Origin of the sequence: Streptomyces sp. NBC_01314, assembly GCF_041435215.1 — a bacterium.
GTDB lineage: Bacteria > Actinomycetota > Actinomycetes > Streptomycetales > Streptomycetaceae > Streptomyces.
On record NZ_CP108394.1, the window covers coordinates 7,924,317 to 7,938,147 of the forward strand.

Annotated in this window: 14 protein-coding genes; 3 read left to right on the forward strand and 11 right to left on the reverse strand. The window is 70.9% G+C overall.

Annotated elements, in window-relative coordinates; translation table 11 throughout:
- Positions 1–10: 10 nt before the first annotated feature.
- The 5 genes from fabF to fasR all read right to left on the reverse strand — a co-directional run bounded on the left by fabF (position 11) and on the right by fasR (position 4,991).
- Positions 11–1,282: a beta-ketoacyl-ACP synthase II gene (fabF, locus tag OG622_RS34885; protein WP_371580612.1), complete on the reverse strand. Its 1,272-nt coding sequence runs from the start codon at positions 1,280–1,282 to the stop codon at positions 11–13.
- A 96-nt stretch (positions 1,283–1,378) separates the two neighbouring features.
- A complete protein-coding gene (locus tag OG622_RS34890) occupies positions 1,379–1,627 on the reverse strand; it encodes an acyl carrier protein (RefSeq protein ID WP_371580613.1) in 249 nt (82 codons plus the stop codon).
- Positions 1,628–1,739: 112 nt separating this feature from the next.
- Positions 1,740–2,771: a ketoacyl-ACP synthase III gene (locus tag OG622_RS34895; RefSeq protein WP_371580614.1), complete on the reverse strand. Its 1,032-nt coding sequence runs from the start codon at positions 2,769–2,771 to the stop codon at positions 1,740–1,742.
- A gap of 13 nt (positions 2,772–2,784) precedes the next feature.
- A complete protein-coding gene (locus tag OG622_RS34900; protein WP_371580615.1) occupies positions 2,785–3,699 on the reverse strand; it encodes an ACP S-malonyltransferase in 915 nt (304 codons plus the stop codon).
- An 89-nt stretch (positions 3,700–3,788) separates the two neighbouring features.
- Positions 3,789–4,991 carry a fatty acid biosynthesis transcriptional regulator FasR gene (gene fasR / locus OG622_RS34905; protein WP_371580616.1) on the reverse strand — a complete coding sequence of 401 codons (1,203 nt, stop codon included), beginning with the start codon at positions 4,989–4,991 and terminating at the stop codon, positions 3,789–3,791.
- 136 nt (positions 4,992–5,127) lie between these two features.
- On the opposite strand from fasR, the gene OG622_RS34910 reads away from it, so the two are divergent.
- The gene (locus OG622_RS34910) at positions 5,128–5,790 is read left to right on the forward strand and encodes a pirin family protein (RefSeq protein WP_371580617.1); all 663 of its coding nucleotides are present in this window, start codon (positions 5,128–5,130) and stop codon (positions 5,788–5,790) included.
- Between the two features lie 7 nt (positions 5,791–5,797).
- On the opposite strand, the gene OG622_RS34915 is transcribed toward OG622_RS34910, so the two are convergent.
- The 3 genes from OG622_RS34915 to OG622_RS34925 all read right to left on the reverse strand — a co-directional run bounded on the left by OG622_RS34915 (position 5,798) and on the right by OG622_RS34925 (position 9,106).
- Positions 5,798–7,657 (reverse strand): serine/threonine-protein kinase, encoded by a 1,860-nt coding sequence (locus OG622_RS34915; protein WP_371580618.1) that lies wholly within the window; start codon positions 7,655–7,657, stop codon positions 5,798–5,800.
- Between the two features lie 125 nt (positions 7,658–7,782).
- Positions 7,783–8,610 carry a serine hydrolase domain-containing protein gene (locus OG622_RS34920; RefSeq protein WP_371580619.1) on the reverse strand — a complete coding sequence of 276 codons (828 nt, stop codon included), beginning with the start codon at positions 8,608–8,610 and terminating at the stop codon, positions 7,783–7,785.
- Positions 8,611–8,629: 19 nt separating this feature from the next.
- Entirely contained in the window at positions 8,630–9,106 is a 477-nt protein-coding gene (locus tag OG622_RS34925; RefSeq protein ID WP_371580620.1) for a GNAT family N-acetyltransferase, read from the reverse strand.
- A gap of 95 nt (positions 9,107–9,201) precedes the next feature.
- On the opposite strand from OG622_RS34925, the gene OG622_RS34930 reads away from it, so the two are divergent.
- Together OG622_RS34930 and OG622_RS34935 are read left to right on the forward strand one after the other, a co-directional pair.
- Positions 9,202–9,705, forward strand: coding sequence for a MerR family transcriptional regulator (locus tag OG622_RS34930; protein WP_371580621.1), 504 nt, complete (start codon positions 9,202–9,204; stop codon positions 9,703–9,705).
- Positions 9,702–10,715, forward strand: a complete 1,014-nt coding sequence (locus OG622_RS34935; RefSeq protein ID WP_371580622.1) for an aldo/keto reductase — start codon at positions 9,702–9,704, stop codon at positions 10,713–10,715. Before OG622_RS34930 ends, OG622_RS34935 begins: the two co-directional genes overlap by 4 nt.
- Positions 10,716–10,883: 168 nt before the next feature.
- Here OG622_RS34935 and OG622_RS34940 read toward each other — a convergent pair whose 3' ends face one another.
- The 3 genes from OG622_RS34940 to OG622_RS34950 form a co-directional block, all read right to left on the reverse strand.
- Positions 10,884–11,735, reverse strand: coding sequence for a DUF4429 domain-containing protein (locus OG622_RS34940; RefSeq protein ID WP_371580623.1), 852 nt, complete (start codon positions 11,733–11,735; stop codon positions 10,884–10,886).
- Between the two features lie 75 nt (positions 11,736–11,810).
- Positions 11,811–13,019, reverse strand: a complete 1,209-nt coding sequence (locus OG622_RS34945) for an alpha/beta hydrolase (RefSeq protein WP_371580624.1) — start codon at positions 13,017–13,019, stop codon at positions 11,811–11,813.
- A 125-nt stretch (positions 13,020–13,144) separates the two neighbouring features.
- Positions 13,145–13,810, reverse strand: a complete 666-nt coding sequence (locus tag OG622_RS34950; RefSeq protein ID WP_371580625.1) for a TetR/AcrR family transcriptional regulator — start codon at positions 13,808–13,810, stop codon at positions 13,145–13,147.
- Positions 13,811–13,831 lie beyond the last annotated feature (21 nt).

Genomic DNA, 13,831 nt, shown 5'->3' on the forward strand with positions numbered 1-13,831 from the left:
GCGTCAGCGATCAAACGCTCCTGAACGCCAGCACCACGTTGTGCCCGCCGAACCCGAACGAGTCGTTGAGGGCGGCGATGCGGCCCTCCACCGGCAGCTTGCGGGCCTCACCCCGCACGATGTCGGCGTTGGCCTCGGCCTCGGGGTCGAGGTTGTTCACATTGATCGTCGGCGGAGCCACCCGGTGGTACAGCGCGAGCACCGTCGCCACCGTCTCCACCCCACCGGCACCGCCGAGCAGATGCCCGGTCATGGACTTCGTCGCGGACACCGCGAAGTGGTCGGTGTCGTCACCGAACACCTTCCGCAGCGCCTTCAGTTCGGCGATGTCACCGGCCGGCGTCGACGTCCCGTGCGCGTTGACGTGCACGATCTCCGCCGGGTCCAGGTCGGTGTTCTCCATCAGGTGCTTCAGGGCCTGCGCGATACCCCGCCCCTCCGGCTCCGGCTGCACGATGTCGTGGCCGTCGGCGGAGATGCCCTGGCCCACGGCCTCGGCGTAGACCCGGGCACCCCGCGCCGTCGCGTGCTCGGCCGACTCCAGGACGACGACACCGGCACCCTCGCCGAGGACGAAGCCGTCACGGCCGGTGTCGTACGGACGGGAGGCGCCCTGCGGGTCCTCGTTGTTCTTGGACATCGCCATCATGTTGCCGAACGCGGCGATCGGCAGCGGGTGGATGGCGGCCTCGGTGCCACCGGCGATCACGACGTCGGCGCGGCCGGTGCGGATCATCTCGATGGCGTAGCCGATGGCCTCGGCGCCCGACGCGCAGGCGGAGACCGGGGTGTGCACACCGGCGCGCGCGCCGACGTACAGACCGACGTTGGCGGACGGGCCGTTGGGCATCAGCATGGGGACGGTGTGCGGGGAGACGCGGCGTACGCCCTTCTCCTTCAGCACGTCGTACTGGTCGAGCAGTGTCGTCACACCGCCGATACCGGAGGCGATGACCGCGCCGACGCGGTCCGCGTCGACGGTGCCCTCGTCGGCCGAGGTCTCCGTGTAACCGGCGTCGGCCCATGCCTCCTTGGCCGCGATCAGCGCGAACTGCGCCGAGCGGTCCAGACGGCGGGCCTGCGGCCTGGGAATGACCTCGGACGGCTCCACGGCGATCTGCGCGGCGATACGGACCGCCTGGTCGGCGGCCCACTCCTGCTCCAGGGGACGGACACCGGACTTGCCGGCGATCAGTCCCTCCCAGGTGGAAGTCGCGTCGCCACCCAGCGGTGTGGTTGCGCCGATACCGGTGACGACCACGGTGCGATTGGTCGAGCTCACGGGAATTTTCTCCAACGGTTACGAGGATCAGCGGCGCCACCGCCGGGTGGCGGGGCAAACGGGCCGGTCAGGACCGGTCCGAACCCGATCCGCGGATCAGGCCTGGTTCTTCAGGATGTAGGCGGTCGCGTCGCCGACCGTCTTGAGGTTCTTGACGTCGTCGTCCGGGATCTTGACGTCGAAGCGCTCTTCGGCGGCGACGACGACCTCGACCATGGACAGGGAGTCGACGTCCAGGTCGTCGGTGAAGGACTTGTCCAGCTGGACGTCCTCGACCGGGATGCCGGCGATCTCGTTCACGATGTCGGCGAGACCGGCGACGATCTCTTCCTGGGTGGCGGCCATGTCAGGCGCTCCTTCGTAGTTTCCAGAGTGTTCAGAGGGTGGGGCGGCCTGCCGCGTCAGCGGCAGGTTGTGCATTTCCCGCGCCGGACCACAAGATCCGGCAGCGGGATGCCTAGGGGAGGGTAACGACCGTCGCGGCGTACACGAGACCCGCCCCGAAGCCGATGACGAGCGCGGTGTCGCCGCTCTTCGCCTCACCGGTCGCCAGGAGCCGCTCCATCGCGAGCGGGATCGAGGCGGCCGAGGTGTTGCCGGTGGTGCGCACGTCACGGGCGACCGTGACATGCTCCGGCAGCTTGAGTGTCTTCACCATCGAGTCGATGATCCGCTCGTTGGCCTGATGGGGAATGAAGACGTCCAGATCGTCCGGCGAAAGTCCGGAGGCCTCCAGCGCCTCCATGGCGACCTTCGCCATCTCGAACACGGCCCAGCGGAACACCGCCTGGCCCTCCTGCGTGATCGCAGGGAACTTGACGTTGCCCTCGCGGTCGAGCGGGAGCTTTTCCAGGTCACCGATCCGGTACTCGTTCCACGGGACCGTCTGCTTGATCGTTCCGGACTTGTCGCCCTCGGAGCCCCACACCGTCGGGCCGATGTGCGGCTCCTGGGAGGGACCGACGACGACCGCGCCGGCGCCGTCACCGAAGAGGAAGGCCGTGGCCCGGTCCTCCAGGTCGGTCAGGTCGGACAGCCGCTCGACGCCGATGACGAGGACGTACTCCGCCGAACCCTCGACGACCATGCCCTTGGCGAGCGTCAGGCCATAGCCGAAGCCCGCGCAGCCGGCCGAGATGTCGAAGGCGGCGGCCTTGTTCGTGCCGAGCTTGTCGGCGATCTCGGTGGCGACGGCCGGGGTCTGGCTGAAGTGCGAGACGGTCGAGACGACGACGGCGCCGATCTGCTCGGCGGAGATCCCGGCGTCGGCGATCGCCTTGCCGGACGCCTCGACGGACATGGCGGCGACGGTCTCCTCGTCGTTCGCCCAGTGCCGGGTCTCGATGCCCGAGCGGGAGCGGATCCACTCGTCGGACGAGTCGATCCTCTCCAGGATCACGTCGTTGGGCACCACCCGGACCGGACGGTAACCGCCCACACCGAGGATGCGTGCGTACGGGGCGCCCTTGCTCGGCCTGATCTTCGGCATAGGTCCAGGGCTCCTAATTCTGGTGCTCGGCGATGAGCGCGCGAGCGGCGTCGAGGTCGTCGGGTGTCTTGAGCGCGACCGTGGCCACGCCCGGCAGCGCGCGCTTGGCGAGACCGGTGAGCGTGCCGCCGGGGCACACCTCGACGAGGGCGGTCACGCCCAGCTCCTTGAAGGTCTCCATGCACAGGTCCCAGCGGACCGGGTTGGCGACCTGACCGACGAGACGGGAGAGCACCTCGGCGCCGGTGGCGACGGCCTGCCCGTCCTTGTTCGAGACATAGGTGACCTCGGGGTCCCCGGGCGACAGCTCCTCGGCGGCCTTGGCGAGGGTGTCGACTGCGGGGGCCATGTGGTGCGTGTGGAAGGCACCGGCGACCTTGAGGGCGACCACGCGCCGTACGCCCTCGGGCTTGTCGGCCTCCAGCGCGGCCAGCTGCTCCAGGGTGCCGGCGGCGACGATCTGACCCGCGCCGTTCACGTTGGCCGGGGTCAGCCCCAGCTTCTCCAGGTGCGGAATCGTCACCTCGGGGTCGCCGCCGAGCAGCGCCGACATGCCGGTCCCGGTGATCGCGGCGGCCTCGGCCATGGCCAGGCCCCGCTTGCGTACGAGGGCCAGCGCGGCCGTGTCGTCGAGGACACCGGCGAACGCGGCGGCGGTGAACTCGCCGACGCTGTGGCCGGCGACCGCGCCGGGCACTACGTCACCCAGGGCGGCGGCGGACAGCAGTCCGGCCGCCACGAGCAGCGGCTGGGCCACGGCGGTGTCGCGGATCGCGTCGGCGTCGGCCTCGGTGCCGTAGTGGGCGAGGTCCAGTCCGATGGCGTCCGACCACGCGCCGAGGCGGTCGGCGGCACCGGGGAGGTCGAGCCAGGGAGTCAGGAAGCCGGGCGTCTGGGCGCCCTGGCCGGGAGCGACGAGTACGAGCACTCTCACACTCTCTCTTGAGGACGGCTCCAGCCGCCCGTGGGGACAGGGACGAAGAACACGTAGGGGTTTTGTAGCCCTTCGACAAAACCCTAGAGCTGGTGATCCCCATCGACCAGACGCCCCAGGATCAGCGCGATCCGCAAGGTGAAGGCCGAGCGTACATCGGAGGGCGACCAGCCGGTGACGTCAGTCACACGTCGGAGCCGGTAGCGCACGGTGTTGGGATGGACGAACAGCATCCGGGCCGCGCCCTCAAGACTTGAGGCCTGTTCGAGATAGACGCTGAGGGTCTCCAGGAGAGCGGAGCCGGCCTCCTCCAGTGGTCTGTAGATCTCCTCCACCAGTTGCTCGCGCGCACTGGGGTCGCCCGCGATGGCGCGCTCCGGAAGCAGATCGTCCGCCAGAACGGGGCGGGGCGCGTCCTGCCACGCCGTGCAGGCCTTGAGGCCCGCGGCCGCCGCCTGCGCGGACCGGGTCGCGGCCAGCAGGTCGGGCACGATCGGCCCCGCCACCACCGGGCCCGGCGCATACGGCCCGATCAGCGACTTCGCGACCTGCAACGGGTCGTTGTCGCCGCCGGCGATCACCACCAGCCGGTCGCCCAGCACACCGGTGAGCACCTGCAGTTTGGCGTGCCGGGCCGCGCGCCGGATGGCCTCCACGGTCAGCTCGCTGTCGCCGTCCGGGGCGGTGCCGAGGACCACACAGACATGGTCGGGCGAGTTCCAGCCGAGCGCGGCGGCCCTGCTCACCGCCCCCTCGTCGGCCTCACCGCTGAGCACCGCGTTCACGACCAGGGACTCCAGGCGGGCGTCCCAGGCGCCGCGTGCCTCGGCGGCCTGCGCGTACACCTGCGCGGTGGCGAAGGCGATCTCGCGCGCGTAGACGAGCAGGGCCTCGCGCAGCACGCCCTCGTCGCCGGGGGCGGCCACCTCGTCGATGGCGGACTCCATGACCTCGATGGTCGTGCGCACCATCTCCACGGTCTGCCGGAGCGTGATCGCCCGGGTCAGCTCACGCGGCGCGGTCCCGAACACATCCGTCGAGATGGCCTGCGGGGCGTCCGGACGCCGGAACCACTCCGTGAACGCGGCGATACCGGCCTGGGCGACCAGCCCGATCCACGACCGGTTCTCGGGCGGCATCGCCCGGTACCAGGACAGCGTCTCGTCCATCCGCGCGATGGCCTGCGCGGCGAGACTCCCGGACGACTTCTCCAGCCGCTTCAATGTCGCGATGTGCGGGTGGACGGGCGGTACGGATTCGGGCCTGCTGGTTTCGGGTTCGGGCACGGGACAAGACTGCCCTATCGCCGCGCTCGCCTGCGCCGTGGGTGCGTGGGCCGGGGGTGCGCGTCTGCCGGGGGTGTGTGTCTGCCAGGGGCTGCCGGCCGGTGCCCAGCGCTCGGGCCGGGGATAACGTGGGTGCGTGATGGATCTGCGGCGTGCCGGTGCGCGCTACCCCGGTGGGGATCCGGAGGCCGGGATCGCCTCCCTGCACGCCTTCTCCTTCGGCTCGCACTACGACCCCGACAATCTCCGTTTCGGCGCGGTGATCGCCTGCAACGAGGAGCGGCTCGCGCCCGGTGCCGGCTTCGACGAGCATCGGCACAGCCACACCGAGATCGTCACCTGGGTCGTCGAGGGCGAGCTGACCCACCGCGACAGCACCGGCCACGAGACGGTCGTCCGCCCCGGCGACGTCCAGCGGCTCAGCTCCGCGGGCGGGGTACGGCACGTCGAGCGCAACGACGGCTCCGTGCCGCTCACCTTCGTGCAGATGTGGCTGGCCCCGTCGGCCCCGGGCGGCGACCCCGCGTACGAGATCGTCCACGGCATCGCCGACTCCACCCCGTACGCCGTCCCCGAGGCGGGCGCCATGCTGCACGTCCGGCGGCTGGGCACGGCGGGGGAGCGGGCCGCGGTGCCGGACGCGGCACGGGCGTACGCGCACGTCGTACGGGGCGCGGTGCGGCTCGGGCCGTACGAGCTGGGGCCCGGGGACTCCGTGCGGGCCGAGGGGGAGAAGGGACTGGAACTGGTCGCCGTCTCCGCCCCGGCCGAGGTGCTGGTCTGGGAACTCGGCGAGTGACCGTCCGTCAGTTGCCGGTGGTCGGCTCCTCCGCGTTGCGCCACACCGTGATGTCCACGGACACGTAGTCACTGGGGTCGCCGCTCGGAGCCGCGCTCTGGAAGGTCACCAGCGCCATGTGACCGGAGTTGGTGCGCACGCACATCTGGGAGCCCTTGGCGACCTGGCCGAGCTTGACGGAGTCCGTGTACCGGGTCTCGTTCCGGCAGGTTTCGAGGGAACCCTTCTGGGAGTTGTTCAGCAGGACGAGCTTGTCGCTGCTGCTGCCCAGCTTCTTGTCGCCGAACAAGGTGTCCACGTAGTAGTAGAAGTCCCCGTCGTCCTCGTACGACACGCCCGTCTCGCTGTCGAGGGGCTTGGGCGGCGAGTCCGCGAAGCGCACGTAGTAGTTGGCGGGGATGTTGATGCCCTTGAAGGCGACCGGCTTGGGGTCGGACTTCGGCTTGGACTCGGAGGACTCGGCGGAACCGCCGCCGGAACCCGTCGACGTACCGCCGGAGGAACTGCTCGACGAGCCGCTCGACGAATCCGTGAGGTCCTTCACCAGCGACGCGCAGCTGCCGAGCAGCCCCAGACCGAACACCGCCGCGACGCCGATCCCGATCCACTTGCCGACGTTGCTGCGCGGCGGCGGAACGGGCATCGGGCGAGGGTGGCCCTGCGGATGCCCCTGAGGATGTCCCTGCGGGTACGGCTGCTGCCAGCCCCCGGACTGCGGGTACGGCGCCTGGTGCCCGGTCGGCACCGTGTGCGGTCCCGACTGCGGGTGGTACGGCGTCGACGGCGGGCCCGGCGGGGGCGGTGTCACCGGTCCGGAGTGCATCGTCGGCGCCGCGTGCGTCGTCGGCGCGCTGTGGCCTGTGGACCCTGGGTCCATCTGCGTCACCGGGGCGGTGGGCGGCGGGGGCTGGGCGGCCGAAGTCGGCGCCTCGGCCGCCCTGTCCCGCTCGGCCAGCAGGTCCGCCGACGCCGAGACCCGCCGGGTGATGTCCGCGCCGATCGCGTCCGGCAGCCAGGAGCCCGACTGCACCAGCGGGGTGGGCGACGCCTCCTGGCAGAGGGCGACGACCTCGGCGGGGGAGGGGCGGTCGGCCGGGTCTTTGGCCAGGCAGCGCTCGATGAACCGGAGTTCGTCGGCGAGACCGCTCAGGTCGGGCTCCTCGTGGACGATCCGGTACAGCACGGCGTGCGAGGGGCCGTCGCCGTACGCACCGGACCCGCGCGCCGCGAACGCGGCCACCTGGCCGAGCGCGAAGATGTCCGACGCGGGCGTGACCGGCTTCCCGGCCGCCTGCTCGGGCGACATGAACGCCGGGGTGCCGATGGAGACTCCGGTACCGGTCAGCGCGGTGGCGTCGGCGGCGCGGGCGATGCCGAAGTCGATGACCCGGGGACCGTCGGAGGCGAGCAGTACGTTGGCGGGCTTCAGATCGCGGTGGACGATGCCCGCCGCGTGGATGACCTTCAGAGCCTCCGCCACCCCGGCGAGCAGCAGCAGGACCGAGGAGACCGGCAGCGCGCCATGCGCGGCGACCGCCGCGTGCAGCGACGGGCCCGGTACGTAGGCGGTGGCAAGCCAGGGCTGGTCGCCCTCGGTGTCGTGATCGAGGACGGGGGCGGTGTACAGGCCCTGCACGCGCTGGGCCGCCCGCACTTCCTGCTTGAACCGGCGGCGGAACTCGGGGTCCTCGCTCAGCTCGGGCCGGATCGTCTTCAGCGCGATCGGGTGTCCGCCCGGCGTGTACGACAGATACACCGTGCCCATGCCGCCGGAGCCGAGCCGCGCCGCGAGCCGGTAGCTCGCCACAGTCGTCGGGTCCCCGACCTCCAACGGCCGGAACTGCCCGCCCGCGCGAACCTCACTCATGGTGCTCCCCCGAATACTGTGCGGCCGATGTGCACGGGGGAGGCTAGCCGACGGATCGGTGCCTGTGGCCGCCCGGACCGGGCACCCGCCCTCTTCCGTCGAAGAGTTGTCGCTTCCTTCACGAATCAGACACTGTTCCCGACCTCGGCGAGCACAGCGTCAGCGAACGGAGTCCAGGCCTCGACCGCCCACGGCCCGAACGCCCGGTCCGTCAGCGCCACACAGGCCACGCCGGCGACGGGGTCGATCCACAGGAACGTCCCCGACTGGCCGAAGTGCCCGAACGTCCCCGGCGACGACGAAGTGCCTGTCCAGTGCGGCGTCTTGGAGTCCCGGATCTCGAAGCCGAGCCCCCAGTCGTTGGGGTTCTGGTGCCCGTAGCCCGGAAGGACGCCCTTCGTGCCCGGGTACTGCACGGTCATCGCCGCCGCGACCGTACGCGGGTCCAGCAGCCGGGGCGCCTGCACCTCGGCGGCGAACCGCACCAGGTCGTCGACGGTCGAGACGCCGTCCTTGGCCGGCGAACCGTCGAGGGAGGTGGACGTCATCCCGAGCGGTTCCAGCACCGCCTGCCGCGCGTACTCCGCGAACGGGATGTCCGTCGCCTTGGCCACATGGTCCCCGAGCGCCTCGAACCCGGCGTTGGAGTACAGCCGCCGCACCCCCGGCGCCGCCGTCACCCGGTGCTCGTCGAAGGCCAGCCCCGAGGTGTGCGCCAGCAGATGCCGCACGGTCGACCCCGCGGGCCCCGCCGCCTCGTCCAGCTCGATCGCCCCCTCCTCGTACGCGACCAGCGCGGCGTACGCGGCGAGCGGCTTGGTGACCGAGGCCAGCGGGAAGCGGTGCCCGAGAGGACCGTGGGTCCCGAGGACGGTTCCGTCCGCCCGTACGACGGCCGCGGCGGCCGTGGGAACCGGCCAGTTCCCGATCAACGCGAAGCTCTGCAGAGACATGCCCACGAGCCTAGGCGGCTCAGAGGTCCAGCTGCATCAAGGGGTCGGGCCTGCGCCGGAAGCCCATCGACGCGTACAGCGGCTCGGCGTCGGGGGAGGCGGTCAGATGTACGTATCCGGCGCCGACCTCGCGGAACCAGTCGACGAGGGCCTCCATACAGGCACGGGCGTAGCCCCTGCGCCGGCAGTCCGGGTCGGTGGCCACGCTGAAGACGTGTCCGACCGCGCCGCGCGGGTTGCCGGCCCGCCCGATCCGGTAGTCGACCGTCCCCACCACCAGCGCGGCGAGCGCGCCAGGCCGCTCCGGACGGTCGACGACGAAGGCCGCGAACTCCCTTTCGGTATCGGCGAGTCGGCGGCGCAGGGTGGGCAGGGACTCGGTATGCCAGCCGGTGGGACCACCCGCTCCCGGGGGCGTCATCGAGTCGATCATCACCTGGCGCAGCCGGAGCACTTCCACCGCGTCCTCGACCGTGGCACGTCGTACAAGACTCATGCCCGCACGCTAACCAGCGGGATCACGTCACGTCCTCGTGTTTTCTCACCGTATTCGCTTGCTTGGAGCGCACTCCAAGGTTTTAGCGTGGGGGCATGACGGTGATGGAGACCACGAGTACGGCGAGGGCCACGGGTGCCACGAGTACCACGAGTACCGCCGGTACCGACAGTTGCGCCGGTCCGCCGCCGAAGCCTCGGCGGCCGGAGGGGCAGGACAGGTACACGATCAGCGAGGTCGTCGACCTCACCGGTCTGACGGCGCACACACTGCGCTGGTACGAGCGGATCGGGCTGATGCCGCACATCGACCGCTCCCACACCGGCCAGCGCCGCTACCGCAACCGCGACCTCGACTGGCTGGACCTTGTCGGCAAGCTCCGGCTGACCGGCATGCCGGTCGCCGACATGGTCCGGTACGCGGAACTGGTGCGCGAGGGCGACCACACCTACACCGAGCGCTTCGAACTGCTCAAGGCGACCCGGCAGGACGTCCTGTCCCGGATCGCCGAGCTCCAGGACACCCTGAACGTGCTCGACCGCAAGATCAACTTCTACGCTGACGCCGGGCAGGCCCTGGCATCGGAGAGGGCCTCATGACGGACGGCAGGATCGCGAAGGCACGGCTGGGCACCGACGGACCCGAGGTGGGCGTACAGGGCCTCGGCTGTATGGGCATGAGCTTCGCGTACGGCCCCTCGGACGCGGCGGAGTCCAGGGCCACCCTGGAGCGCGCGCTCGACCTGGGCGTCACGCTCTACGACACGGCGCACGCGTACGGCGCCGGGGAGAACGAGAGGTTTCTTTCCCCCTTCTTCAAGGCACACCGCGACGACGTCGTCATCGCCACCAAGTTCGGTCTGGCGGTCGACCCCGACGACCCGACCAAGCGGATCATCCGCAACGACCCGGCGTACATCCGCGAGTCCGCCGAGGGGAGCCTGCGCCGCCTCGACGTCGACGTGATCGACCTCTACTACATGCACCGCCGCGACGTGAGCGTCCCGCTGGAGGAGAGCGTCGGCGTCATGGCCGACCTGGTCCGCGAGGGCAAGGTGAAGCACCTCGGCCTCAGCGAGGTCACGGCCACCGAACTCCGCGCCGCGCACGCCGTGCACCCCATCGCCGCCCTGCAGTCCGAGTGGTCCCTCTTCAGCCGGGACATCGAGGCGAACGTCGTCCCCGCCGCCCGCGACCTCGACATCACCCTCGTCGCCTACTCCCCGCTCGGCCGGGGCTTCCTCACCGGCTCCTTCGCCAAGGCCGAGGACCTCACCGCCGACGACTTCCGCCGCCACCAGCCCCGCTTCACCGGCGACAACGCCACCGCCAACGCGACCCTCCTCGACCCCGTCCGCAAGGTCGCCGAGACCCACAACGCCACCCTGGGCCAGATCGCCCTGGCCTGGGTCCAGCAGCAGGCACCCCTGCACAACCTCCCGGTGGTCCCCATCCCGGGCACCCGTAAGCCGACCAGGGTGGAGGAGAACGCGGCGGCCACGAGGATCGTCCTGACCGAGGACGACCTGGCCCTGCTCGAACCCATAGCGGCACAGGTGGCGGGCGACCGCTACGCGGACATGCGGTTCACGTCGGCAGGCAGGGAGTAGGAAGCGGAGCTGTTCAGGCGGGTCGGTGCGCTGTGCTTCAGGCAGGGGGCGCGCGGGCTTTGCTTTCAGGGGCGCGGGCCTATGTCGATATGCGACTCCGTCGCGTGGGCGCGACAAGCCACGACGTACCCGCACCCGGCAACGACGCGATCCCCGAACGGCGAGTGGCTACAACTCCGCCAGCAACTCCGCCTTCTTCATACTGAACTCCTCATCCGTCACCAGCCCCGCCTCGTGCAGCTCCCCCAGATGCCGGATCCGGTCGGCGATGTCGGCCGGATCCCGCCGGGGCCCGGCATCGGCCGGCGTGCCCACGGGCCCCGCCGACCGCACCGCCGCCAACACGGCCGCGGCGAACGGCAACGACTCGTGCACCGGCCCGTACCCCAGCCCGAACACCACGGCGGCGGGATCATGATCGGGCTGAGGCGGCTGCTCACCGGAGTCGTCGCGCCGCAGCAACCGCAGATACCCCTCGAAGAGCTCCGGCGACCGCCACTCGACCCCGCTCAGCGCGCCGACCGGGAAACTCTGGTCCCCGGCCTTCCACTTCGCCGACGACGCGCCCGTCCAGAACCACCGGAACGACACGGACCGCCCGTCGAAGGACGCCTTCCCGTCGTACGCCTTGAACTGCAACGGCACCTCGGGCGCCGCCACGAGAAACCGCTCGGCCGGCCCGGACCGTGTCAACCGCGCCCGCAGCTCGTCGGCGTAGTACTCCGCGAGCGTCTCCCGCTCGGCCGGCAGCACCAGCCGGTACGGGTCGGACCCCTCCTTGAGCTGGTCCGCCGCCGCCTCCATCAGCGGATCGGCGCCGGGTCGCGGCACGGCACGCAGTACGACGGTGCCCCGCTTCCCGGGTGTCAGTGTCACCCCCGCGATCGCCTCCAGGGGGATGCGTCGCTCACCGAGTGCCTGGAAGAGCTTCGGCGTGCGAATCCCCCGTTCGAAGCGGATGAGCACGGAGTCGGACTCGAACTCCCAGGCGGCATGAAATCCGGCCAGTACGTCACCCATGCGGCTCATCGTATGCGTGCGACGCGGGGAAGTCCCGACCGAGGCGAACCGCACTTTTACCCTCCTCTACGCGCGTCAGGCCGCAGCGCTGTCGGACAGACCCGACAGACACGCGTCGTCCTCCCGCGCACACCGCACCGACTCGTATGCGCCGATGCCGATTTCGGCGAAGTTGTACAGACTCTCGGTACCCGGCTCGAAATAGCCGCTGTGGCCCTGGGCGTCGGCCGCCGACAGGATGCGCGCCCCGAACTCCGAGGAGACCGGGTCGGCGCCGTGGCCGAGCCCGCCGACCTCCAGGTAGGGCACGTCCTGGATCCAGTCGTCGGCGTCCCGCATGGCCCACACCCGGGCCGCCGTACGCAGCTGGCCGACCGACTCGGCACGCATGCCGGGACTGCCCGCGACGGCGATGTCGGTGACCCGCGACGGCAGCGACGGGGCGGCGACCCCGCACACCACGGAGCCGTAGCTGTGGCACACCAGCGCGACGGTGGAGCCGCCGGGCAGGCTCCGCACCAGTGCGTTCAGCCGGACCGAGCCCTGTTCGGCGCGGAGCGCGGTGGCCGAGTCGAGGCCGAGGCCGGTGGGCGCGGTGTAGTCGGCCCAGGCGATCACGGCCGTACGCGTCCCGGGGCTCGCCGAACGCTCGGCCTCGTAGAGCGATTCGGCCATGCCGACGGGCGCGGAGTACCGGCGGTTGGTGCGCTGGAAGTTGATGACGCTGGTGTCGACGCCGGGGACGACGACCGAGACGCGCTCCGCCTTGTCGAGGCTGCCGAAGACCTCGGCGACCCGGCCGTTGCCCTCGGGGCTGAAGGCGAGGATGTGCCGCTTCTTCACGGCCAGCATGTCGAAGCGGTGCATCCGGCGGCCGGCCTCGTACCGGCCGGTCTCGGAGAGCCGCTGGTCGTGCATGCGTTCCCGTTCGAGATTGCTCTGCTGCTTCAGCGCGACGCGGTTGGCCCGGTAGCGCAGCTCGACGGGGGCGCCGTTCATGTTGCCCACGGCGAGCGGATACCGGTGGGCGAGCCTGGTGCGCTGGTACGCGGTGAGCGAGGCGAAGAAGGCGGCCAGGCGGTGCGGGGACGATTCGGCGTCCGGCAGTTCGCGGCCGTCGAGGTGTCCGCGCTGCCACGAGGAGAGCGACGCCTGCAGCGGCGACTCCTCGCGGTGGCTGCGGATCGCGGTCCAGCCGGTGGTCGCCAGCATCACGAAAACCACGGCCAGCGCCAGCAGTGCGCGCCAGACGTTCAGTTGCGGGGAGGAGTCGAAGGAAGTCACTGAAAGGACACACTAAGAGAACGGAAGGGTCTCGCGTTAACCAAGTGAGAGGGATCACGTTTCGATCACGCCCCGTTCCGTGCGGTGCGTCGAGAAGGTCCCGATGATGCCGTTCCCCGCACCTTTCAGTCAGTGCGCCACTTTTCGGCCAACGTCGGCCGTACGGCGTCCAGATGCGTGGCGGTCAGTGTGCGCATGGCGTCCTTGCTGAGGTCGCCGCCCAGGGCCCACATGCGTTCTGTGACCCGCATCACCCCGCCGAAGAGGGCCACCGCCACCCGCGGCCGGGGATCGGTGTCCACGTCGAGCCCCTCGCGCTCGGCGATGACCCGCTCGATCTCCCTCGCCACCTCGTCGGAGCGGCGCAGATGCGCGGCCAGCAGCGCGGGCGTCGACTCGATCATGCCGTAGGCGCGCAGATGGAGGTCGACGGGAACGACCTGGTCGACGGCCTCACCGATGGCGTCCCAGCCCTCCAGGACGGCGTTGCGCATCGCCTCCAGCGGCGCCTCGTGCGCCGGCCGGGCGCGCACGGCCGCCAGGAAGTGCTCCTGGGTGAGGCCCACGACCGCGAGGGCGGCCTCCTCCTTGCCCGCGAAGTAGCGGAAGAAGGTGCGCTGCGAGACGTCGACGGCCTCGGCGATCTCGTCGACCGTCGTCGCCTCGTACCCCTGGGTCGTGAACAGCTCCAGGGCCGCCCGCAGCAGTGCGTCGTGCGTGCGCTGCTTCTTCCGCTCGCGCAGTCCCGGTCGCTCCTCCGCCGTCGCCGCCGCCGTGGCCGCCGTCTCCATGAACCCTCGTCTCCGCCCGCC